The sequence below is a fragment of the Mesorhizobium caraganae genome, from assembly GCF_016836705.1.
Classification (GTDB): domain Bacteria; phylum Pseudomonadota; class Alphaproteobacteria; order Rhizobiales; family Rhizobiaceae; genus Mesorhizobium; species Mesorhizobium caraganae.
Genome location: NZ_JAFCGY010000025.1, coordinates 53,670 through 72,743, shown reverse-complemented (window position 1 = coordinate 72,743; position 19,074 = coordinate 53,670). Strand labels below are relative to the sequence as shown.

Below are 19,074 nucleotides of genomic sequence, written 5' to 3'. Positions count from 1 at the left end.
CGAACCTCTCGCAGGATAGACATAATCAACGGCACCGCGGCCTCCTCTGTAGCGAGAAAGCCTCTCAAGAATCCCTCTTTTCCTACTTGGCAAGAGCCAATCAACTTATCTGCGATTCCCCTGCCCTTGCGGGGGAGATTAGCTGCGCTAAGCCCTCCGCCTTTCCGGCCCATTATCCAGCCACGCCACATCCTCCGCCGACAGCTTGATATCCAGCGCCTTCAAACTGTCCTCCAGTTCGTCCAGCGTGCGCGGACCGATCAATGGCACCGACGGGAAGGGCTGGGCCAGCACATAGGCGAGCGCGATATGGATCGGGCTTTTGCCCAGCCGGTTCGCCAGTTCGATGGCGCGGTCGCGGCGGCCGAAGTTTTTCTCGGAGTACCAGACCCGGACCAGCTCCTCATTGTCCTGCTTGTCGCGGCCGGCGCGGTCGGTGAAGAAGCCGCGGCCCTGGCTCGACCAGGCGAAGTTCGGCATCTGCCGCCTCGTCAACCATGCCTTCCAGTCGTCGGTGGATGAGGTGATGCAGCCGGCCCAGATCGGCTCCAGCATTTCGGCCAGCGAGAAATTGTTGGAAAGGGCGCCAGGCTTCTGTTTGCCGGTCCTGTCGGCATAAGCGATCGCCTCGTCCATGCGCGCCATCGTCCAGTTGGAGCCGCCGAACGGACCGCGGATGCGGCCGGCTTTCGCCTCGGCGTCCATCGCATCGACGAACTCGCCGACCGGTACATCGGGATTGTCGCGGTGCATGAAATAGATGTCGACATGGTCGGTCTGCAGCCGGTCGAGCGACTGGGCGAGCTGCTTGCCGATGACATCGGGATAGCAGAGCGGCGAGTGTGCGCCCTTGGCGATGATCACCGACTGTTCGCGCACGCCACGGTTTTTCAGCCACTGGCCAAGCAGCGTCTCGGTGTAGCCGGCGCCGTAGACATAGCCGGTGTCGAACAGATTGCCGCCGGCCTCGAAAAAGGCGTCGAGCAGGATCGAGCCGGAGGAGAAGGTGCGGAAATCCTCGAAGCCGAGCGCCACCACGGAGGCCGGTTTCGAGAGGCCTGGAATCGTGCGCTTGCCGATGGCGGTGCCATCGGTGCGCAGCGGCCGGCCGGAGATGGTGTTAATGCGCTTAGCCGGCTTTTCGATCTCGTATTCGAGGCCGACGGCAGCGCGCCATCTGTCGAGCACGCGCAGCGTGCCGAGGCTATCGGCCCAACCCATGCCCGGCCAGGCGAATTCCTGGCTCCCGGCCAGGATCGCCTCGCCCGCGGCGTCGACCTCGAAGGAATAGAGATGGCGGGTTTCGTTGACGCTGATGGTTTCGCGCGTGCCATCAGACTTGATGACGTCGATCTTGCCGAGGCCGACATCACGGTTGCCGCCGGCGAACCAGAAATCCGGCACCTCGATGCGGCCCTTGGTGCCGAGGATCGAGAGCACATTCTCCTGGTTGAGTGAGATGCTGCAGGACACCTGGGCGACGATCCCACCCGGGAAATGCAGCAGTGCCGAAGCCCATTCATCGACGCCGGACTGGCCGAGATGGGCGGCGCCGGCAACCTTGTCCGGCTCGGCGAAGGGTTTTCCCGTCGCAGCGCCTGCGATCAGCCGCACCATCGAGACGGGATAGCCGCCAACGTCGAGAATGCCGCCGCCGGCAAGATCATTGGCGTAAAGCCGGTGCTCCGGCATGAAGCCCGGCATAGCGAAGCCGAAGCTCGACTTGATCATTCTGACTTCACCGATGACGCCGGACTTGATCAGCTCGACCAGCTTCAGCGTCTGCGGGTGCAGCCGGTACATGAAGGCTTCGCCGAGGAAGGTGCCGGCCTTGCGCGCGGCATGGATCATGGCGTCGGCCTCGAAGGCAGTCAGCGCCAGCGGCTTTTCGCACAGGACGTGCTTGCCGGCCTCGGCCGCCTTGATCGCCCATTCGGCGTGGCCGGGATGCGGTATGGCGATATAGACGGCGTCGATATCGGGGTCGTCGAGCAGTGCCTGGTAGCCGTCGAGGATGCGGGCGCCGGGAAATGTCTGGGCTAAGCCCTCCTTGCCGGGGTTGCGGGCGCCGAGCGCTGCCAGCATGCCGGTGCGTGATCCGGCCACGCCGCCGGCAAAGGCTTTGGCGATGTCGCCCGGCCCGAGGATTCCCCAACGGATGGGCGCGGTTGAAGTCATGGTCGTTCTCCTTGGAAAGGCTTGAAGGGCTCAGCGCAGACGCTGGCCGTTTTCATCGAACAGATAGGATTTGCGGATGGAGACGGTGATCTCTGATGTCTCGGGGACCTTCGCCGCGTCGCGCTGGATCACCAGGTCCTCGCCATGGGCGGTCCTGGCATAGATGAAGCTGGTGCCGCCGAGATGCTCGACCACGTCGATACCGACGGTGAGGTCGGCATCGCCTTCGCCGGCATTGCCGAAATGTTCGGGCCGCACGCCGACGATGACCTTGGCTCCGGTTTCCGGCACGGCGCCGGCCAGCGGCTGGATGATACGGGCCTTTTCCTCACCCACCAGCTCGACGGTGACGCTTCTCGTGTTGCGGCCCACGACGCGACCCTTGATGAAGTTCATCTTCGGCGAACCGACAAAGCCGGCGACAAACTGGTTGTCGGGATTGTCGTAGAGATCGAGCGGCCGGCCGATCTGCTCGACATGGCCGCCGCGCAGCACCACGATCCGGTCGGCCAGCGTCATCGCTTCGGTCTGGTCGTGGGTGACGTAGATCATCGTCGTGCCGAGCTCCTTGTGCAGGCGCGAGATCTCGACCCGCATCTGGACCCTGAGCTCGGCGTCGAGATTGCTCAGCGGCTCGTCGAACAGGAACACTTGCGGTTCGCGCACAATGGCGCGGCCGATGGCGACACGCTGGCGCTGGCCGCCGGAGAGTTGCTTGGGCCGCCGCGCCATCAGCTCGCTGATGCGCAGGATCTCGGAGGCCCGCTTCACCCGCCGATCGGTGTCCTCCTTCGGGTTGCCGGTCATTCTGAGGCCAAAGCTCAGATTCTGGCCCACCGTCATGTGCGGGTAGAGCGCGTAGGACTGGAACACCATGGCGATGCCGCGGTCGGCCGGCTCGACATCGTTCATCACCTTGCCGCCAATGGCGATCTCGCCGCCGCTGATGTCCTCCAGCCCGGCGATCATCCTGAGCAAGGTCGACTTGCCGCAGCCGGACGGGCCGACAAAGACGACGAACTCGCCGTCGGCGATATCGATGTTGGCGCCATGGATGATCTCATAGACGCCGAAGCGCTTGATGACGTTGGTGAGGGTGACTGCCGCCATGTCGCTGTTGTCCCTATTTCACGGCGCCAGCGGCAATGCCGGCGATGAAGTGGCGCTGCAGCAGCACGAAGACGACGAGCATCGGCACGGTCAGCATGACGGCGCCGACCATCAGGCCGCCCCAGGAGACCTTGGTCAGGCCGATCAGCGTGCCGAGCGCCACCGGTGCTGTCATCGCGCCGGGCTGGCTGTTGATCAGCAGCGGCCAGAGGTAATTGTTCCAAGAGGCGAGGAACAGAATGATGGCCAGTGCCGCAAGCATCGGCCGCGCCAGCGGCAGTGCGACGAACAGGAAGATGCGCCATTCCTTGACGCCTTCCACGCGGGCGGCGTCGAACAGATCGTGCGGCATCATCGAGAAGGCCTGGCGCATGAACAGAACGCCGAGTGAATTGAACAAAGGCGGCACGATCAACGCCACCCAGGTGTTGGCGAGCTGGAAGTCGCGCGCCACCATGATGAATTGCGGGATCAGCACCACCGCGTAGGGCAGCGTGATGGTGCCGAGGATGATGGCGACGACGAAACCTTTGCCGACGAAATGGTAGCGCGCCAGCGCCCAGCCCGCCATCGAGGTCAGCAGCACCGACAGCACGGTGTAGGTCACCGCCACCGAGACCGAAATGCCGATGGCGCCGACAAAGTCGGTATCGCGCTGCAGATTGTGGAAGTTTGCGAGGAAATTGTCGTGCGGCAAGAGCTCGATGCCGGGGCTGAAGATGCCGTTGTCGGGCATGGTCGAGAAGACAATCATCATCCACAGCGGAAACAGCCAGATCACCGCCAGCGGCGTCAGGAACAGATGCAGCAGCAGGCTGCGGCCGAGCCGGCGTTGCGAGAGCGAGCTCATTTCGGCTCCTCTCTCATTTCGGCTCTCTTGTCAGCCACAACTGCACCAGCGTGATGGTGATGGCCAAGCCCGCCATGGTGTAGGCGACGGCCGAGGCATAGCCGAAATTGAGCGAGCGGAATCCCTGGCGGTAGAGCAAAAGGCCAAGCGTCTCGGTGCCGCCGCCCGGGCCGCCGCGCTCGGTGATCAGGAATGGCTCGGTGAAGAGCTGCATGGTGCCGATGATCGACAGCACGGCGCAAAAGACGATGACCGGCTTGAGCAGCGGCAGTGTGATGTAGAAGAATTGTTTGACCTTGCTGACGCGGTCGAGCGTCGCCGCCTCATAGACATCCTCGGGGATCGATTGCAGGCCGGCGAGCAGGATGATGGCGTTGTAGCCGGCCCAGCGCCAGGTCACCGCGATCATGATCAGCGCCATGGCCGGCGTCACATTGGAGAACCAGTCGATCTTGACCAGGCCGACGCCGGCGAGCAGCTTGTTGATGATGCCGAAATCGAGATTGAACATCAGCCGGAACACCGCGGAGTAGGCGACCTCGCCGACCACGACCGGTGCGAAGAAGGCGAAGCGGTAGAGGGCGCGCGCTTTTAACAGCGGCGAGTTCAGCAGCACCGCCATGACGATCGCCAGCGAGATCATCACCGGCACCTGGATGACGAGGATGAGCAGCGTGTTCTTCAGCGCGTTGAAGAAAGCGGGGTCGCCGATCAGCCGGCCCCAGTTGAAGGTCGGCGCAAAGCGCCACGGCACGGTGCGCGTCGCCTGGAACGAGATCATGAACGAGGAGATGATCGGCCACACCCAGAAGATGGCGAAGATCAGCAGGTAGGGCGTAAGGAAGCGATACGCCGTGGCGTTCTGATAGCGCATGGTCTCCTCCTCCTTCCGCTTTCCCGGTTGATATCCGGCTTGTTGTTAGCCGGCGTTCAATTACTAAGGCTTGGCGCCGCCCCTCATCCCCCTGCCGGGACCTTCTCCCCGTATAGTGACGGGGAGAAGGGGCTGGCCGCAACCTTGGTGCTCTTCCTGCAACGCCAGCGATTGGCGAAATGTTCTGCGAGAGCGTCCCTCTCCCCGTCACTATACGGGGAGAGGATGCCGGCAGGCAGGTGAGGGGCAGCGCCAACAGTCCGGCAAGTTGCCCTATATCTGACCCGCCAACATCTCCGCCTTCGTCACTTGATCGGCAACCCCGTTGCTGCCGCGATCTGGCTGGCAGCATCGTCAAGTGCCGCCTTTGCATCCGGATAACCGCCGCCCAGATATTTGGTCTGCACCGCGCGCATGATGATTTCGGCGTCGCTCTGGAACGGCGTGCCGCGGCTCGGCACCACTTTGGGCAGGGTGGCCAAAATATCCTTCCACACCGCCTGGCCGCCCCAATAGGGCAGGCCTTCAGAGACATAGGGATCGTCGAGCGCCGAGATCAGCGACGGCACCAGGCCGAACTCCTTCAGCATGGTGATCTGGCCCTCATTCGTCTCCAGCGTGTATTTCAGATAGGCGTAGGCCGCTTCCTTGTTCTTCGAGGCCGAGGTGATGGCGAGCGACGAGCCGCCGAGATTGGCGGCGCGGGGGCCGTCGGCGGTCAAGCTCGGCATCGGGTAGACGCCCCATTTGCCATTTTCGCCGGCCGATTCGGTGCGGATGGTGCCCTCATACCAGCCGCCATAGATCTGGGTGGCGACGGTGCCGGCGGTGTTGTTGGTGATCTTGGTGCCCCAGTCGGCCGACGACATGATGCCGGCGTCCTTCATGTCCTTGATCTTGGTCAGCGTATCGACGCATTTCGGCTGGTTGACGGTGATCGACTGCCCGTCCTCGGCGAAATAACCGCAGCCCTGCTCGTTGGAGATCATGCGGAAGAATTCGGTGTCGCCGTTGAAATCGGCATTGGTCATGGTGACGCCGGGATTGGCGGCCTGGATCTTCTTGCCGGCGGCAATGAAATCGTCCCACGTCTTGATCGAGGCCGGATCGACGCCGGCCTTCTCGTAGAAATCACGACGGTAGAAGGCGGCGACCGGGCCGGAATCCCACGGCATGGCATAGGCCTTGTCGCCCACTTCCAGTTCGGTGCGCTTGAAATCGGGGAATTTCTTCTGGTCGTCTGCGCTGTAGCCCAGCGTGTGCAAATCGACGAAGCAGTCGGGGAACTGGCTCCAGTAGTTCTCGGCCTCGCCATTTTCGATCGAGACGATATCCGGCAGGCCGACGCCGCCGGCGGCACAGCCGGCGATCGACTTGTCATAGGTCGGCTGGTTGCCGAGGTCCTGAACAGTGACCTTGACGTCGGGATATTGCTTGTTGAAGCCGGCGATCGTCGACTTCAGCGACGAAGCGGCGATGTTCCAGCTCCAGATCGTGATTTCGCCAGACTGCGCCAGGGCCGGGCCTGAGCCCAAGCCAAGCGCCAGCGCGGCACAGATCAGTGTCGTGCGCATTGAAATCCTCCCATTTCATTTGCTCTCTCTTCGCGAGCATGGCTAAACTAAGCAGCGCGGAAGGCTTGTCCCCGACAAAGGGAATAAAGAATGGGCGGAAAGTAAGATGCCGGAACGGCCGTTTTACCAGCCTGGCGCCAGCAGCGTCGAAGGCCTGCCGATGGCCTTGCAGATGTTCCACAATCACCCGCTGGTGATGCTCAAGCCGCATTGGCATGCCCAGGTCGAGGTCAATTTCATCGTCCATGGCAGTGTGCATTACCGCATGGCCGAGCACGAGATTTCGCTGTCGGCCGGTGACATGTGCCTGTTCTGGGGCGGGCTGCCGCACCAGATGGACGATCTCTCCGACGACGCCATCTATGCCGGCGCGCATCTGCCGCTGGTGCATTTCTTCCGCCTGCATCTGCCGACGGACATCCGCCACCGGCTGATGACGGGCGCCACGCTGGTGACATCGGCCACCGACCCGGCGGACCATCACAATTTCGAGCGTTGGAACCGCTATTTCCGCTCGGGCGATCCGGCGATAACCGAGCACGCGGTGAATGAGCTGCTGCTGCGGCTGGAGCGGGTGCGGTTCGAGCCCTACCGGCTGGTGCCGGAAACCGCCATCGGCCAGGAAACCGGCGGCCCGTTCGACCAGCAATCGCTGCGCAATGTCGGGCGCATGTGCGACTTCATCGCGGAGAATTTCCTCTACGACATAGACTGCGTCGACATAGCGGCGGCGGCCGACATCCATCCGAAATACGCCATGAGCATCTTCAAGAAGTCGACCGGCATGACGCTCAACGAATATATGAACCTGTTGCGGCTGAGCTACGCGCAGGCGCTTTTGATGCATGAAGACGCCAATGTGCTGCGCGTCGCCATGGATTCAGGCTTCGGCTCGCTCAGCGCCTTCAACAAATCGTTCCGCAAGCTGGCCGGCATGTCGCCCTCGGATTTTCGCCGCGAGCGTACGAGCGCCGGATATACCGTGCTTTAGTCGGGTCCTTGCCCTAGCGGCTGCGACCGCGGGCTATTCAACGCGAAAAACCCGCTCCCAAAGAACAACTCTAGGAGCGGGCCGTCGGCGACCGGAGGACATCCAGCCGAAGCTGCTACTCGATGATCTGAACGATCTTGCGCGTATCCGGGTCGACGAGGACTGCATGGTCTCCGACGACCGTATACTTGTACTTGACGTCGGGGACGTCGATTGGGTGAAGCTCGACCGTATCCGGCAGAGCAGTGCCAACGTTGAGTTCCACACCGAGCAGGCTGACCGATGCGAGCTTCTGCTTGTGGATGTATTCGCGGACCACTGTCTCCTGCTCAGGCTTAAGAACGACGACGGTGTCCGCAACGGCTGCGCCAATTCCGGCGACCAGTGCAAGACCTGCGGTGATAGTGACAAGGTACTTTTTCATGACAAAACCTTTCGGTGTTAAGGGCCGATTTCAACACTACATGTTCTCTGCCCAAAACATCCAACTCTTCCAGGTATCTATTGTTCCGTAAGCTTGCTAATTATTGGCTCCGTGCTCCAGTGACTAACTGCCGGGTTAGCAGCCCGATGGTTCGTCGAGCATCCCTCACAAACGATCGGGGCCGCTGGCCAGTCACGTAAGCCAGAAACCGGCGAAAAGAACCGTCAACATAAGGGAGACGGGCACAGCAAGAAGCCACCGAGCTTCCATAACGCTGGTGTCTCGATCATCCATTGCCTTTCGCTCCTGTTAGCCGACTTCACTGCAGAGAACGGTGCCCCTGTGCGATCGTTCCGCCTGTGGGACTACGGTCCCAGGGGATGTCCGACCGAAGTCCCTAACGTCAAAGGCAGAGGGCCGGATGCGGCAACCAAAGCTTGTCGACATATTGAAGATGCGCGGCCGTGCCTTCGCCGGCGCGAACCCAGGGCGCCCGCTGCTTCCCGCGGCGGCGGGCATCTATATGTCGGCGCGAACTGTTCGTTGCACCGATGAGGACCGTCAGGCCGGGATGGCGATCCTGGGGCGCCACGGCAGGTCGGCGATCACGCCAGGACAGTAATTTCCTGGATGAAGTCCAGAAGCGCGCGGACCTTGGCCGGCGGCAGGTGGCGCGAGGGATGATAGGCATAAAGCGGAAAGCGTTCCTTCGACCACTCCGGCAGGATCTGAACAAGCTCGCCTCGCGACAGGAAGGGCGCCAGGCCAATCGCGAGGCTCTGGAAAATGCCTTGACCGGCCAGGCAGGCGGCCATCGCCGCCGAAGGGTCATCCATGACCAGGCGGCTGGAGACCTTGACTTCGCTGACCTCCGTGCGGCGCTGGAACTCCCAGGCAAACGGCAGGCCGGTCTGCGGATCCCGGAAGAGGATCGTTTCGTGGTGAACGAGGTCATAGGGCGATTGCGGTTCGCCGTGCTTTTCGAGATAGGCCGGCGCGGCAACCGTCAGGACACGCGTCTCCAGCAGCTTGCGCACGATGAGGGATGACGCGTCGGGCGGGCCAAAGCGCACCGCCACATCCATGCCAGCCATCATCTCCTCACGGTAGTTGCTGGTGGAGAAATCGACCGAGAGCAAGGGGTAGCGAGCCAGGAACTGCTGCAGCTTTGGTGCAAGCACCATGCGCGCGAACCACGGATCCACCGAGACGCGCAGCCGGCCGCGCACGACCGCCGCGGCGCCCGCGGCCTCGGCGGCCGCCTCATCCAGACCGGCAAGAAGTGGCATCACCTGCGTGTGGAAGCGGCGTCCTTCCTCTGTGAGGCTGACCCCGCGTGGATTGCGGTCGAACAGCCGCACGCCGACCCGCGCCTCCAAACGCGCGACGGCCCGGCTGACCGCCGACGGTGTCAGGCCGAGCATCTCCGCGGCGCGGGCGAAATTCCCGGCCTCGGTCACCGCTGCCAGGACGCCGACGCCGGTTAGCAACCGCGTGTCGAAAACCATTCGATCCCCCTTCCGCCCGGCAGTTGCCCGACCAGCCCTCCATCCGGCAGCCACGGGAAGTGAATTTGAGTCACTATAGCACTGACTTTAATGCGCGTGAATCACGCCCGTGTGCGGCCTACAACTCCGGCATCACCGCGGGCGGCCGAGCAAGCCGCGTTTGCTTCGATCCGGAAAAGAGCCAGCCATGAACGACACGCAGAAGAGCCGGCCTGCTCAATTGCTACTTCTGGCTCGACCCAGTCAGCCAAGTCGCCGGCGCGCTCTTCACCCAGGTCCTGCCCTTCTACGACGAGCGTGTCGTCGCGCTCTACGGCGAATTCGAGCGCGGCCTCTATGCCGGGCTCGCCTGAGCCAAAGCGAAAACATCAACTTTCTGGAGACCCATCATGTATGCAATCACCGGCATTACCGGCAAGGTCGGCGGCGCGCTGGCGCGCAGCCTTCTGGCCGAAGGACAGCCCGTCCGCGCCGTTCTGCGCGACGCGGCCAAGGCGAATGAGTGGCGAGACCTGGGCTGCGACATCGCCCTCGCCGAGATGGAGGACGCGGCAAGCCTGACGTCAGCCTTCACGGGTGCCGCGGGCGTCTTCATCCTGCCGCCCTCCGAGTTCGATCCGGAGCCCGGCTTTCCCGAGGCCAGGCGTGTCATCGCGGCCGTGACGGCGGCCCTGGCCAAGGCCCGCCCGGGCAAGGTCGTCTGCCTGTCGACCATCGGCGCGGATGCGCCGCACGAAAACCTGCTGACCCAGCGCACGCTGATGGAACAGTCGCTGGAAGAGATCGGCCTTCCGGTCACCTTCCTGAGGCCCGCCTGGTTCCTGGAGAATGCGCTCTGGGACATTCCCTCGGCGCGCGACGAAGGCGTGCTGCGCAGCTTCCTGCAGCCGGCCGACAGGCCGTTGCCGATGGTTGCGACGCAAGATGTCGGGCGGTTGGCGGCCGCGCTGCTCCAGGAGGAGTGGAGCGGGACGCGGGTCGTCGAGCTGGAGGGGCCCGCGCGCGTGTCGCCAAACGATATCGCCCGCGCCTTTGCCACCGCTCTGGAGCGCACGGTCCGGGTCGAGACGGTGGCCCGCGAGAGCTGGGAGAACATTTTTCGCACCCAGGGAATGCGGAATCCATTGCCCCGGATGCGCATGCTCGACGGCTTCAACGAGGGATGGATCGAGTTCAGCGAGCAAGGTCGATCGGCGGTCAAAGGGGTGACGACGCTCGACAGCGTTATCGCCGAACTCATCATGGCGAGCAGGGGCAAAGCAGCCGCCTGACACGGTCACGGCTCGCCACTTCCGGAGCAGTGTGGCGGTACCATCCGCGAAAGGACACCGTCATGGACTCCATCATCACACAGGGCGCCGGAGTGGGAGGTGTGACGTGAGGATCTAGGCAGTCGACGAGGCCAGTGATGTCTTTGCTGCCGGGAAACCGACAATGACCCCCAGGCCGGGATGGCGGTCCTCGAGTGAGATCGATGCCCCATGCAGGTCGGCGATGGCCCGCACCAGGCTGAGCCCTAGCCCGCTGCCGGGCGTGGTGCGACTGGTGTCCAGCCGGTAGAGCCGCTGGAACACTTTTTCGCGCTCTTCGGCAGGTATGCCAGGGCCATTGTCCGCGACCTCAGCCACGATGCGGTCGGCCCGCCGCGTCACGGATAGCCGGATGGTCGTGGCCTTCGGGCAATGCCGCAGCGCGTTTTCCACCAGATTGGCGAACAGTTGCGTCAGCAGGTCGCGATCGCCGTGAACCAGGCATGGCGCGCCAGGGACAATCCGGGCCGACAGTGACTTGCCGTCGTCATCGGCGACGTCGGCGTAAATCTCGCCGATGCTTTCGACGACGCCGTTAAGGTCGAGATCGACAAAGCGCGCCTTGCGCGCGCCGGCCTCGATCTGGGCGATGCGCAACAGCGCATCGAAGGTCTCGTTGATCTGCAGGCTCTCTTCGCGCGCCTCCGCCAGCTCATCGGCAACGGCCTCGCCCCGCGTCGTCTTGTCGGTGGCGGCCTCGAGAATCATTTGCAACCGGTTGAGCGGCGTCTTCAGGTCGTGCGCGATGTCGGCGCTGACCTGGCGCATGCCGTCGACAAGGGATGCCAGCCGTTCCAGCGCGGTGTTCACCTGCGAGGAGACGCCGTCAATGTCGTCGCCATTGCCAAGCAGCGGAATGCGGGCGTCGAGCCGGCCGTTGGAGACATCGTCCATGGTGGCGGCAATGCCGTCGAGGCGGCGTTGCACCCGCGACGCCAGCAAGGCACCGCCGGCCATCCCAAGGCCCGAGATAATCAAGGTTGCCCAGCCGAAGCTCATCAGCACAATCCTCTCCAGCTCTTCGGTTTCAGAGAGCGAGAAGGCAACGGTCAGGCTGTTTGGCCCGACCGAACCGGACCAGGCGCGGTACAGGGTGCCGGGCGCCACGCCCGGCAGGGAAGCGGCAAAATCCGAAAAGCCGTCGGGAAGGTCGGCTGCGGTGAAATTCCCGGCCAGGCGATTGCCATTGCTGTCGGTCAGCGAAAACAGCTGCTCCTTTTCGGGGCTGAGGGCGGCATGGCTGTCGACCGCCAGGACCAGATCCTCCTGGTCGCTTTGCGAATAGGTAACGGCGACGACGGAATAGGTCTCCTTGATCCCCTCGTCCAACCGCTCGGCAAGATCGGCGCTCATCAGCTGGTAGACGATGGCGCCGGACAGAATGAAGGCGAGCACGAACAGCAAGGCAAAGGTGAGCGCCAGCCGGAACGGCGTGCTGCGCAGCAGGTTGGCGCTTGTTTCCTTCATCGCTTCAGGCGGACTTCGGCCAGAACAGCCATAGCAACGCCAGCGCCGCCAATATCCAGACAGCAATCATGAAGACCAGTCCGGCCTTGCCAATCGGCTTGGCGCGGCGCGTGGCCGCATCACGGAATTCCTGCATGAGACCGGCTGGCACCAGCTTGACCGCAAGCATGATGCCGAGCGGGACGATCAGCAGATCATCCAGATAGCCGATGACCGGGATAAAATCAGGAATGAGGTCGATGGGGCTCAGAGCATAGGCCGCAACCGCTCCGGCAGCGGCCTTTGCGTACCAAGGCACACGAGGATCGCGGGCGGCAAGCCACAATGCCACCGTGTCGCGCGTGATGCCGCGCGCCCATCGCTCTGCAGAGTCCAGCATCGACATATCGCTCATATACGTACAGCCAGTTGGACGTGCGAGATGCGATCGAGCATGGCCCATTCAACTCGGCGCGTGCAGGCTGTAGCCGGTGTTGCGGACGGTGTGGATCAGCGGCACCTCGAACGGCCGGTCGATCTTGGCGCGCAGCCGGCTGATATGGGTTTCGACGACGCTGGTCTTGGGGTCGAAATGGAAATCCCAGACCCGTTCCAGAAGCATGGTGCGGGTGATGACGCGGCCCTCGCCGCGCATCAGCGCTTCGAGCAGGCTGAATTCGCGCGGCTGCAGGTCGATGGCCTGGCCCTGCCTGGTGACACGGCGCTGGATCAGGTCCATTTCGAGGTCGGCGATGCGCAGCGTGGTTTTCTGCTCCTGCACCGCCGGGCGGCGGCCGAGTGCGTTGATGCGGGCAAGCAGTTCGGAAAAGGCGAAAGGCTTGACCAGATAATCGTCGCCGCCTGCGTCGAGCCCCTCGACGCGGTCGTCGACACCGCCGACCGAGGTCAGAAAGATCGCCGGCGTGCGCACGCCAGCCGCGCGCACTGCCTTGATCATCGACAGGCCGTCGAGGCCAGGCAACATGCGGTCGGCGACGATCACGTCATAGGCATTGCGGGTCGCCACAAACAGCCCGTCGCGGCCATCGCGCAGCAGATCGCAGATATGGCCTGCCTCACTCAGGCCCTTGACGACATAGTCGGCCGTGCGTGGGTCGTCCTCGACGAGAAGAAGGCGCATTGTTGCTCCAATCGCTGGCCATTGGAGCCCGCTCTAATGCCCTGTTTTGGCGCAATTCCGGCCGAAAAGCCGCTTCATGCTTTTTCCTGGAATCATCGGTCGGCGCCTCGTCATCGCCGCACGGAAGCGCTAGTGGATGGGCGAGACACCGGCGCGATGGGCCCTGCCGGAGAGCAGGAACTATGATGAGCGAAGCTCCCCCCAAGCCGGCGGCGAAGGCGTTCGACCAGCACAAGCGCCTCATCGTTGTACAAGTCGCCGCAGTCCTCGCCATTGCGCCGCTGCTGTTCACAAAACCCTTTCTCGTCGAAGGCTCGGACGGGCATGAATACATAGAAGCGCTCGGCATCGGCTTCGTGCTGGTCTGCATTCTCGGCCGGCTGTGGAGCATTCTTTATGTCGGCGGCAGGAAGAACGACGAGCTGGTCACCATCGGTCCGTTCTCGATGAGCCGGAACCCGCTCTATTTCTTTTCCACGGTCGGCGCCGCGGGCATCGGGTTGATGTATGGCTCGGTGCTGGTGGCGGCTGCGCTCGCTCTGGTGAGCTACCTTGTGTTCCGGGTGACGGCGCGCAAGGAGGCCGAGTTCCTGTTTGGAAAGGTCGGCCCCGCCTACAGCGCCTATGCCGAACGCACGCCGCCGTTCTGGCCGAACCCGCTGCTGTTTCACGACCAGGCCGAACGCCGGTTCTCGACCAAGGCGTTGCGGCGGACATTCGTCGACGGGCTCTATTTCCTGGCGCTGTTTCCGGCCATCGAGACGGTCGAGCAGTTGCGGATCAGCGGCGTGCTGCCGGTGTTTTTCACCCTTTACTGACCGGAGCGCCGCGCCGCGCGGCGCACGCTGTAGAGCAGGATGGCGAGGCAGCCCGCCAGAAGCAGGATGCCGCCGGCAAGCGGCGGCAGCGCCAGCAGCTTCACCGCCGCGGTGATCGCCACGATCAGTAGCAGCGCCAGCGTCGCCAGGCTGCCGTCGTCGATGAACATGCCGACGAGTTCCTTCAGGATGAGGCGCAGGAGTTTCATCGGGCAGCTCCTTGTGTAGCCTTGGGGTCGCGCAACCAGCGCACGATGGCGAAGGACGCGACGGCGATGATGGCGAAGATGGCCAGCAGCGCCAGATCGGCGCCCGGCCAGTCGGCGCCAAGCCCTTCGCCGGTCCAGAAAATGCCGAAGCTGGTCAACATCAGGCCGACGGCGAATTTGAGCGCATTTTCCGGCACCCGCGCCAGCGGCCGGTGCACCGCCAGGCCGATGATCGTCACCAGGATAAACGCCGCCAGTGCGCCAAGGCTGGCATAGAAGGTCTGCGCGTGCGCAGCACCCACGGCAATGACGATGAACACCACCTCGACACCTTCGAGCAGCACCGCCTTGAAAGCCGCGAGCCCGGCCAGGTAATCGGCGCGGCGGTCATTGGCCTGTTGCTGCAAGGCGGCGGTTTCCCTGGAAAAGGCGGCGTCCTCGTCATGCAAGGCAATGACGCCGACGCCGCGCAAGATGGCCTTTCTCAACCAGCGCATGCCAAACAGGATCAGGAGCACGCCGACGACGAACTGCAGCACGCTAATGGGAACCAGCGCCAGCAACGGTCCGAAGGCCAGCACCAAAGCCGCCAGCAGCGTCAGCGCAAGGGCGGCGCCCGTCAGCGCTGGCCGCCAGCTGCGGGTGACGCCGACCGCCAGCACGATGGTGAAGGCCTCGACCACTTCGACGAAGGAGGCGAGGAACGAGGCGGCCACAGCGGAAAGTATGGGCGTCAGGCCATGCATGAAGGCTTCCTGTCTGCTCGGGAATCACTGGACCGGGAATCACCAGGTATTGAGAACGATACAGCGCTGCGGCGGCAGCGAGAATGCGATCGATGCGTCGGCCGGTGGCGTTTTGGCCCAATCGAGACGGACGCGTTGCGGCCCGAGCCACCGCAAGGTGCGCCAGCGACGGCGCTGGAAGTTGCCGCCGCCGATATTGACACCTAGCAAAGCCTAGCACTAACCTGCGGCGTAATCGGTTGCGTAACCGATTACTAGGGATCACAGAGGAGGAATCATGAGCAAGAAAACAATTACGGACGGGCTCGGCCCGTTCTCGCGCCGCCAGTTCCTGATGACCAGCGCCATGGCCGTGGGCGCACTCGCGCTGCCGCTTGGGCCGGTCTTTGCCGCCGACAAGCCGAAGGTCGGACTGGTCATGAAGTCGCTGGCCAATGAGTTCTTCAAGCAGATGCAGGCCGGCGCCGAGGAGTATGCCGCCAAGAACAAGGACAAGTTCGACTTCGCCGCCGTCGGCATGAAGGACGAGCGCGACTTCGCCGCCCAGGTCGACGCCATCGAGAACTTCATCACCCAGAACTACAACATCATCGTCGTCGCGCCGGCCGATTCGAAGGCCATGGTGACGCCGATCGCCAAGGCGCTGCAGGCCGGCATCAAAGTCATCAACATCGACGTCGCGCTCGACGCCGAAGCCAAGAAGAAGGCCGGCATCGACCTCGCCTTCTTCGGTCCGGACAATCGCAGCGGCGCCAAGCTTGCCGGCGATGCGCTAGGCAAGGCGCTGGGCAAGGGCGGCAAGGTCGTCATCCTCGAAGGCAACCCGGAAGCCGACAATGCCAAGGAGCGCAAGCTCGGCTTCGACGACGCGGTCAAGGAGAACGGCCTCGAGCTGCTCGACTCCAAGACGGCGCATTGGGAGACCGAGGAAGCCAACACGCTGATGACCAACTTCCTCACCCAGTACCAGGACATACAGGGCGTGATGGCGGCCAATGATTCGATGGCGCTCGGTGTCGTCAAGGCGCTCGACGCGGCCGGCAAGTCGGGCCAGATCAAGGTTGTCGGCTTCGACAACATCCCGGCCGTCGGCCCGCTGCTCAAGGCGGGCAAGATGCTCGCAACGGTGGAGCAGTATGGCGCGCAGATGGCAGCCATGGGCATCGATTACGGCCTGCGCGAACTTGCGGGCGAAAAGTTCTCCGGCTGGGTCAAGACCGACATCAAGCTGATCACCGGCTGAGGCGAACGAAGGCGCCGGTACTCCCTCCGGCGTTTCCGCTTGTCTCATCATCGCCGCCGGCAAACTGTCGGCGGCGATGGCGACGCTCCCGCGCCGCTTTCGCGGCGGACGCGCGCAGTTTAGGATTCCGCTGCCCATGGATGCGATTCTCTCCCTTGAAGGGGTCGGAAAGATTTTTCCCGGCGCCGTCGCGCTGAGCGAGGTGTCGTTGTCGATCGCGCGCGGCGAGACCCACATCATCCTGGGCGAGAACGGCGCCGGCAAGTCGACGCTGATCAAGCTCTTGGCCGGCATCTACCAGCCGGACTCCGGCTCGATCGCCTTCAACGGCCAGCCCTATCGGCCGAAGACGCCGCATGATGCGCAGCTCTCCGGCATCCGCATCGTGCATCAGGAACTCAACCTTCTGCCCTATCTCAGCATCGCCGAGAATCTGATGCTGGAAAACCTGCCGCGCCGCGCCTTCGGCATCGTCGACGGCAAGGCGCTCAACAGCCGCGCCGTGGCGCTGTTGAACGAGGTCGGCCTCGACATCGACCCGCGCACCCGCGTCGAGGCACTCGGCGTGGCGCAGATGCAGCTGGTCGAGATCGCCAAGGCGCTGAGCAATGACTCAAAGCTGCTTGTCCTCGACGAGCCGACGGCGACGCTGACGCCGCCGGAGATCGAGCGGCTGTTCGCCATCATCAAGCGGCTGAAAGCCAAGGGCGTCACCATCATCTACATCTCGCACCGCCTGCACGAGGTGTTCGAGATCGGCGACCGGGTGACGGTGCTGCGCAACGGAAAACTGGTCGCAACCCGCGACTTGCAGGGCCTCACCGTGCCGGACCTGGTGCGCATGATGATCGGCCGCGACATTGCCGACGAATATGGCTTCGATGCTTCGATCGTGCCGGGCACCGTCGCGCTCAGCGTCGCCAATCTCAAACGCAGCACCGAGACCCCAGCCATTTCCTTCGCCGTCCGCCATGGCGAAATCCTCGGCGTCGCCGGGCTGGTCGGCAGCGGCCGCACCGAGGCCATGCGGGCGCTGTTCGGGGCCGATCCGAAACTCGACGGCGTGGTCGAGATCGACGGCAAGCCAGTGGCGATCGCCGCGCCCAAGGATGCAGTGCGGCACGGCTTGAGCCTGCTCACCGAAGACCGCAAGGGCCAGGGCCTGCTGCTCGACATGGCGGTGGACAAGAACATCACCATCACCGATCTGGGAAAAGTCTCGCGCAACGGGCTGCTCAACCGCCGGGCGGAGGCTGCCGCCGCCAACGATCTGGTCGGCCAGCTCAGGGTCAAGGCGAGTTCGATCGAGCAGGCGGTGCGCAATCTCTCGGGCGGCAACCAGCAGAAGGTGGTGCTGGCGAAGTGGCTGTTCCGGGGCACCTCGACGCTGATCCTCGACGAGCCGACCCGTGGCGTCGACATCGGCGCGCGGCGCGAGATCTACCAGCTGCTGTGGATGCTTGCGGCGGCAAAAAAGGGCATCATCATGGTGTCGTCCGACCTGCCCGAGTTGATGGGCATGTGCCACCGCATCATCGTCTTTTCCAAAAACAAGATCGTCGGCGACGTGCCGCGCGCCGCGTTCGACCAGGAGCACATCCTGTCGCTCGCCTATCAGGAGTATGTGCGACCATGAGCGAGACGTCGCAAGTGACTGCGTCGGCGCCTGTTTCCCCGGGCCGCGCGAAATTCCTGCGCTTTCTGGTGCGCGATGCCGGCGTGCTTCTGGCGCTGGTGCTGATCACCGTGTTCTTCTCGGCGACGGCGCCCTACTTCGCCACGTCGGGCAATGCGCTGAAGATCTTCGTGCAGATCGCCATCAACACGGTGCTCGCCGCCGGCATGACCTTCGTCATCCTCACCGGCGGCATCGACCTTTCTGTGGGATCGGTGCTGGCGCTGTGCACGGTGGTCGGCGCCACTGTCATGATCGACGAGAGCCTGTCGCCGGGGGTGGCGATCCTGCTGGCGCTGCTGGCGTGCATGGCCACGGGAGCGGTCTGCGGCTTCCTCAATGGCTGGATCTCGACGCGCTGGAAGATCCCGTCCTTCATCGTCACGCTCGGCATGCTCAACATGGCGGCGGGCGCGGCCCGCGTGGTCAGTGACAATTCGACCATCACCGGCCTGCCGCAGAGTTTCGTCGATTTCGGCAACCTCATCATTGGCGGCTTCCTGCCGTCGATCTTCCTGATCGCGGTGCTGGTGATCGCGGCCGGCTGGTTCGTGCTGCGCTTCACCGTGTTCGGCCGCATGATCTTCGCCGTCGGCACCAATGACGAGGCGGTGCGGCTGTCCGGCCACAATCCGGATTTCTACAAGATCGCCGCCTTCATCATCAGCGGCCTGACCGCCGGCATCGCGGCAATGGTCTATCTGTTGCGCCTCAACATAGGCAGCCCGATCGCCGGCGTCGGCTACGAGCTCAACGCCATTGCCGCCGTCATCATCGGCGGCACCAGCCTTAGCGGCGGCAAGGGCTCGATCATCGGCACGCTGGTCGGCGCCTGCATCCTGCAGGTGCTGTCGACCGGGCTGCAGCTGCTTGGCGTCGGCGATAATTTCAAGCCGATCGTGATAGGCCTTGTCATTGTGCTTGCCGTCATCCTAGACGCCTATCGGGAAAAGCTGCTGAAGGTGATCCGCTAGAGG

At 63.6% G+C, this 19,074-nt stretch carries 18 protein-coding genes; 6 read left to right on the top strand and 12 right to left on the bottom strand.

Features of this window, described 5'->3' with window-relative positions; translation table 11 throughout:
- Positions 1-147: 147 nt before the first annotated feature.
- From JQK88_RS27900 to JQK88_RS27880, 5 genes are all read right to left on the bottom strand, one after another.
- Positions 148-2,178 (bottom strand): aldo/keto reductase, encoded by a 2,031-nt coding sequence (locus JQK88_RS27900; protein ID WP_192251821.1) that lies wholly within the window; start codon positions 2,176-2,178, stop codon positions 148-150.
- Between the two features lie 30 nt (positions 2,179-2,208).
- Positions 2,209-3,288, bottom strand: a complete 1,080-nt coding sequence (locus JQK88_RS27895) for an ABC transporter ATP-binding protein (protein WP_192251818.1) — start codon at positions 3,286-3,288, stop codon at positions 2,209-2,211.
- Positions 3,289-3,301: 13 nt separating this feature from the next.
- Complete coding sequence (locus tag JQK88_RS27890; protein WP_112560204.1) at positions 3,302-4,138, bottom strand: carbohydrate ABC transporter permease; 837 nt, start codon at positions 4,136-4,138, stop codon at positions 3,302-3,304.
- Between the two features lie 13 nt (positions 4,139-4,151).
- Entirely contained in the window at positions 4,152-5,012 is an 861-nt protein-coding gene (locus JQK88_RS27885) for a carbohydrate ABC transporter permease (RefSeq protein WP_203280103.1), read from the bottom strand.
- 305 nt (positions 5,013-5,317) lie between these two features.
- On the bottom strand, positions 5,318-6,586 hold the full coding sequence (locus tag JQK88_RS27880) for an ABC transporter substrate-binding protein (RefSeq protein ID WP_192251812.1): 1,269 nt from the start codon (positions 6,584-6,586) through the stop codon (positions 5,318-5,320).
- A 106-nt stretch (positions 6,587-6,692) separates the two neighbouring features.
- Between JQK88_RS27880 and JQK88_RS27875 the strand changes: the two genes are divergently transcribed.
- On the top strand, positions 6,693-7,577 hold the full coding sequence (locus JQK88_RS27875) for a helix-turn-helix domain-containing protein (protein ID WP_203280102.1): 885 nt from the start codon (positions 6,693-6,695) through the stop codon (positions 7,575-7,577).
- 115 nt (positions 7,578-7,692) lie between these two features.
- Here the strand turns inward: JQK88_RS27875 and JQK88_RS27870 are convergent, their stop codons facing one another.
- Together JQK88_RS27870 and JQK88_RS27865 are read right to left on the bottom strand one after the other, a co-directional pair.
- On the bottom strand, positions 7,693-8,001 hold the full coding sequence (locus JQK88_RS27870; protein ID WP_192251806.1) for a DUF1236 domain-containing protein: 309 nt from the start codon (positions 7,999-8,001) through the stop codon (positions 7,693-7,695).
- Between the two features lie 605 nt (positions 8,002-8,606).
- Positions 8,607-9,509, bottom strand: coding sequence for a LysR family transcriptional regulator (locus tag JQK88_RS27865; RefSeq protein ID WP_203280101.1), 903 nt, complete (start codon positions 9,507-9,509; stop codon positions 8,607-8,609).
- A 389-nt stretch (positions 9,510-9,898) separates the two neighbouring features.
- Here JQK88_RS27865 and JQK88_RS27860 point away from each other — a divergent pair, with 389 nt between their 5' ends.
- Positions 9,899-10,780, top strand: coding sequence for an NmrA family NAD(P)-binding protein (locus JQK88_RS27860; RefSeq protein ID WP_203280100.1), 882 nt, complete (start codon positions 9,899-9,901; stop codon positions 10,778-10,780).
- A 114-nt stretch (positions 10,781-10,894) separates the two neighbouring features.
- Here the strand turns inward: JQK88_RS27860 and JQK88_RS27855 are convergent, their stop codons facing one another.
- From JQK88_RS27855 to JQK88_RS27845, 3 genes are read right to left on the bottom strand one after another with little or no spacing between them, the layout of a single operon-like run.
- A complete protein-coding gene (locus JQK88_RS27855; RefSeq protein WP_203280099.1) occupies positions 10,895-12,286 on the bottom strand; it encodes a HAMP domain-containing sensor histidine kinase in 1,392 nt (463 codons plus the stop codon).
- A 4-nt stretch (positions 12,287-12,290) separates the two neighbouring features.
- Positions 12,291-12,671: a YkvA family protein gene (locus JQK88_RS27850; protein ID WP_203280106.1), complete on the bottom strand. Its 381-nt coding sequence runs from the start codon at positions 12,669-12,671 to the stop codon at positions 12,291-12,293.
- A 57-nt stretch (positions 12,672-12,728) separates the two neighbouring features.
- The gene (locus JQK88_RS27845; protein ID WP_203280098.1) at positions 12,729-13,406 is read right to left on the bottom strand and encodes a winged helix-turn-helix domain-containing protein; all 678 of its coding nucleotides are present in this window, start codon (positions 13,404-13,406) and stop codon (positions 12,729-12,731) included.
- A 185-nt stretch (positions 13,407-13,591) separates the two neighbouring features.
- Here JQK88_RS27845 and JQK88_RS27840 point away from each other — a divergent pair, with 185 nt between their 5' ends.
- Complete coding sequence (locus JQK88_RS27840; RefSeq protein WP_203280097.1) at positions 13,592-14,224, top strand: methyltransferase family protein; 633 nt, start codon at positions 13,592-13,594, stop codon at positions 14,222-14,224.
- On the opposite strand, the gene JQK88_RS27835 is transcribed toward JQK88_RS27840, so the two are convergent.
- Both JQK88_RS27835 and JQK88_RS27830 read right to left on the bottom strand, forming a co-directional pair.
- The gene (locus JQK88_RS27835; protein ID WP_203280096.1) at positions 14,218-14,433 is read right to left on the bottom strand and encodes a hypothetical protein; all 216 of its coding nucleotides are present in this window, start codon (positions 14,431-14,433) and stop codon (positions 14,218-14,220) included. The two genes, JQK88_RS27840 and JQK88_RS27835, sit on opposite strands and share 7 nt — an antisense overlap.
- Complete coding sequence (locus tag JQK88_RS27830; RefSeq protein ID WP_203280095.1) at positions 14,430-15,179, bottom strand: COG4280 domain-containing protein; 750 nt, start codon at positions 15,177-15,179, stop codon at positions 14,430-14,432. Before JQK88_RS27830 ends, JQK88_RS27835 begins: the two co-directional genes overlap by 4 nt.
- 334 nt (positions 15,180-15,513) lie before the next feature.
- On the opposite strand from JQK88_RS27830, the gene JQK88_RS27825 reads away from it, so the two are divergent.
- The 3 genes from JQK88_RS27825 (at position 15,514) to JQK88_RS27815 (ending at position 19,071) form a co-directional block, all read left to right on the top strand.
- A complete protein-coding gene (locus tag JQK88_RS27825; protein WP_246750072.1) occupies positions 15,514-16,422 on the top strand; it encodes a sugar ABC transporter substrate-binding protein in 909 nt (302 codons plus the stop codon).
- 136 nt (positions 16,423-16,558) lie between these two features.
- Positions 16,559-18,058 carry a sugar ABC transporter ATP-binding protein gene (locus JQK88_RS27820; protein WP_203280093.1) on the top strand — a complete coding sequence of 500 codons (1,500 nt, stop codon included), beginning with the start codon at positions 16,559-16,561 and terminating at the stop codon, positions 18,056-18,058.
- Positions 18,055-19,071: an ABC transporter permease gene (locus JQK88_RS27815; RefSeq protein ID WP_203280092.1), complete on the top strand. Its 1,017-nt coding sequence runs from the start codon at positions 18,055-18,057 to the stop codon at positions 19,069-19,071. Before JQK88_RS27820 ends, JQK88_RS27815 begins: the two co-directional genes overlap by 4 nt.
- The last annotated feature ends 3 nt before the right edge of the window (positions 19,072-19,074 follow it).

Coding starts and splice junctions, on each gene's coding strand:
- JQK88_RS27885 (WP_203280103.1), bottom strand. CDS start 5,012: ATGCGCTATCAGAACGCCACGGCGTATCGCTTCCTTACGCCCTACCTG.
- JQK88_RS27880 (WP_192251812.1), bottom strand. CDS start 6,586: ATGCGCACGACACTGATCTGTGCCGCGCTGGCGCTTGGCTTGGGCTCA.
- JQK88_RS27840 (WP_203280097.1), top strand. CDS start 13,592: ATGAGCGAAGCTCCCCCCAAGCCGGCGGCGAAGGCGTTCGACCAGCAC.
- JQK88_RS27870 (WP_192251806.1), bottom strand. CDS start 8,001: ATGAAAAAGTACCTTGTCACTATCACCGCAGGTCTTGCACTGGTCGCC.
- JQK88_RS27820 (WP_203280093.1), top strand. CDS start 16,559: ATGGATGCGATTCTCTCCCTTGAAGGGGTCGGAAAGATTTTTCCCGGC.
- JQK88_RS27815 (WP_203280092.1), top strand. CDS start 18,055: ATGAGCGAGACGTCGCAAGTGACTGCGTCGGCGCCTGTTTCCCCGGGC.
- JQK88_RS27890 (WP_112560204.1), bottom strand. CDS start 4,138: ATGAGCTCGCTCTCGCAACGCCGGCTCGGCCGCAGCCTGCTGCTGCAT.
- JQK88_RS27850 (WP_203280106.1), bottom strand. CDS start 12,671: ATGTCGATGCTGGACTCTGCAGAGCGATGGGCGCGCGGCATCACGCGC.
- JQK88_RS27835 (WP_203280096.1), bottom strand. CDS start 14,433: ATGAAACTCCTGCGCCTCATCCTGAAGGAACTCGTCGGCATGTTCATC.
- JQK88_RS27825 (WP_246750072.1), top strand. CDS start 15,514: ATGACCAGCGCCATGGCCGTGGGCGCACTCGCGCTGCCGCTTGGGCCG.
- JQK88_RS27860 (WP_203280100.1), top strand. CDS start 9,899: ATGTATGCAATCACCGGCATTACCGGCAAGGTCGGCGGCGCGCTGGCG.
- JQK88_RS27865 (WP_203280101.1), bottom strand. CDS start 9,509: ATGGTTTTCGACACGCGGTTGCTAACCGGCGTCGGCGTCCTGGCAGCG.
- JQK88_RS27845 (WP_203280098.1), bottom strand. CDS start 13,406: ATGCGCCTTCTTCTCGTCGAGGACGACCCACGCACGGCCGACTATGTC.
- JQK88_RS27875 (WP_203280102.1), top strand. CDS start 6,693: ATGCCGGAACGGCCGTTTTACCAGCCTGGCGCCAGCAGCGTCGAAGGC.
- JQK88_RS27900 (WP_192251821.1), bottom strand. CDS start 2,178: ATGACTTCAACCGCGCCCATCCGTTGGGGAATCCTCGGGCCGGGCGAC.
- JQK88_RS27895 (WP_192251818.1), bottom strand. CDS start 3,288: ATGGCGGCAGTCACCCTCACCAACGTCATCAAGCGCTTCGGCGTCTAT.
- JQK88_RS27855 (WP_203280099.1), bottom strand. CDS start 12,286: ATGAAGGAAACAAGCGCCAACCTGCTGCGCAGCACGCCGTTCCGGCTG.
- JQK88_RS27830 (WP_203280095.1), bottom strand. CDS start 15,179: ATGCATGGCCTGACGCCCATACTTTCCGCTGTGGCCGCCTCGTTCCTC.